Raw genomic sequence first — 579 nt, 5'->3', positions numbered from 1 at the left:
AGGCGCCCCTTCTAAGCGGGCACCTGTTCCCCTTCAAAAATCGCTACGGTTTTTCCCGCAGCTTTTGCACTTTCGTCGGCTTCCATCCTTCATTCGTCACCCATTCAATATACACTCGGTAATGGGCGGTCTGGTCTCTCGTTGAAATCGTCGCCACCGCTTTGTTCGGCCCATTGTTGCCGATGAACCAAACGATCATATCGTCCGGCGCGATGCCGGTCGCATAGCTGACCGCATCGAGCATTTCCTTCCAGTCCACCGAATCTTTTTTAAACACCGTTTCATGCGGCTCTGATTGCGTCGTGCCGACCGGCTGCCATGCCGGGTTGACGATTTCTTTTTCAATATTCGACCCCGGCGGCCCCGGCGTTGCCGTCACGTCTTGTTCGGCTTCCTCTTCAGCCGGTTCGGACTCGTCCCCGGAAGCAACTTCCTCCGTTTCAGACGGCGCGGTCGGTTCTCCCGTTTCGATTTCGACCCGCTTCGCCCCATCCGCCCCCGCAGCCGGCTTCGCCTCAGCATCCGCCGCTTTATGGCTCGGCTCGCCGCCGAACAATATGTTCCAACCGACAATGAGAA

At 57.5% G+C, this 579-nt stretch carries 1 protein-coding gene; it reads right to left on the bottom strand.

All coding sequences use genetic code 11. From position 1 onward, the window contains the following. Positions 1–43: 43 nt before the first annotated feature. A partial coding sequence (locus tag U1T56_RS24365) for a YrrS family protein (protein WP_418162067.1) occupies positions 44–579 on the bottom strand: 536 nt, incomplete at its 5' end.

This window comes from Benzoatithermus flavus (genome assembly GCF_037908215.1).
Lineage (GTDB): Bacteria > Pseudomonadota > Alphaproteobacteria > Geminicoccales > Geminicoccaceae > Benzoatithermus > Benzoatithermus flavus.
This window is presented reverse-complemented; position numbering and strand designations above follow the sequence as displayed.